This is a genomic window from Algoriphagus formosus, from assembly GCF_002807035.1.
GTDB lineage: Bacteria > Bacteroidota > Bacteroidia > Cytophagales > Cyclobacteriaceae > Algoriphagus > Algoriphagus formosus.
Genome location: NZ_NIUC01000016.1, coordinates 1 through 234 on the forward strand (window position 1 = coordinate 1; position 234 = coordinate 234).

Below are 234 nucleotides of genomic sequence, written 5' to 3' on the forward strand. Positions count from 1 at the left end.
GATCTGGACAAGCCGTCCTGCAAGCAGGCCGGAGAAGTTCTTTGAAATGTTGTACAGCAAGAAAAAGCCAAAACAAGAAAGACAGGGCGGCCCGCAAGGGTCGTACATTAGGTTACTATACAATGGAGAGTTTGATCCTGGCTCAGGATGAACGCTAGCGGCAGGCCTAATACATGCAAGTCGAGCGGTAGAGATACTTTCGGGTATTTTGAGAGCGGCGCACGGGTGCGTAAC

Annotated in this window: 1 rRNA gene; it reads left to right on the top strand. The window is 50.9% G+C overall.

Annotation, left to right across the window (positions count from 1 at the left end):
• Window positions 1-119: 119 nt before the first annotated feature.
• A 16S ribosomal RNA gene (locus CDH51_RS19990) occupies window positions 120-234 on the top strand; the annotation flags it as partial.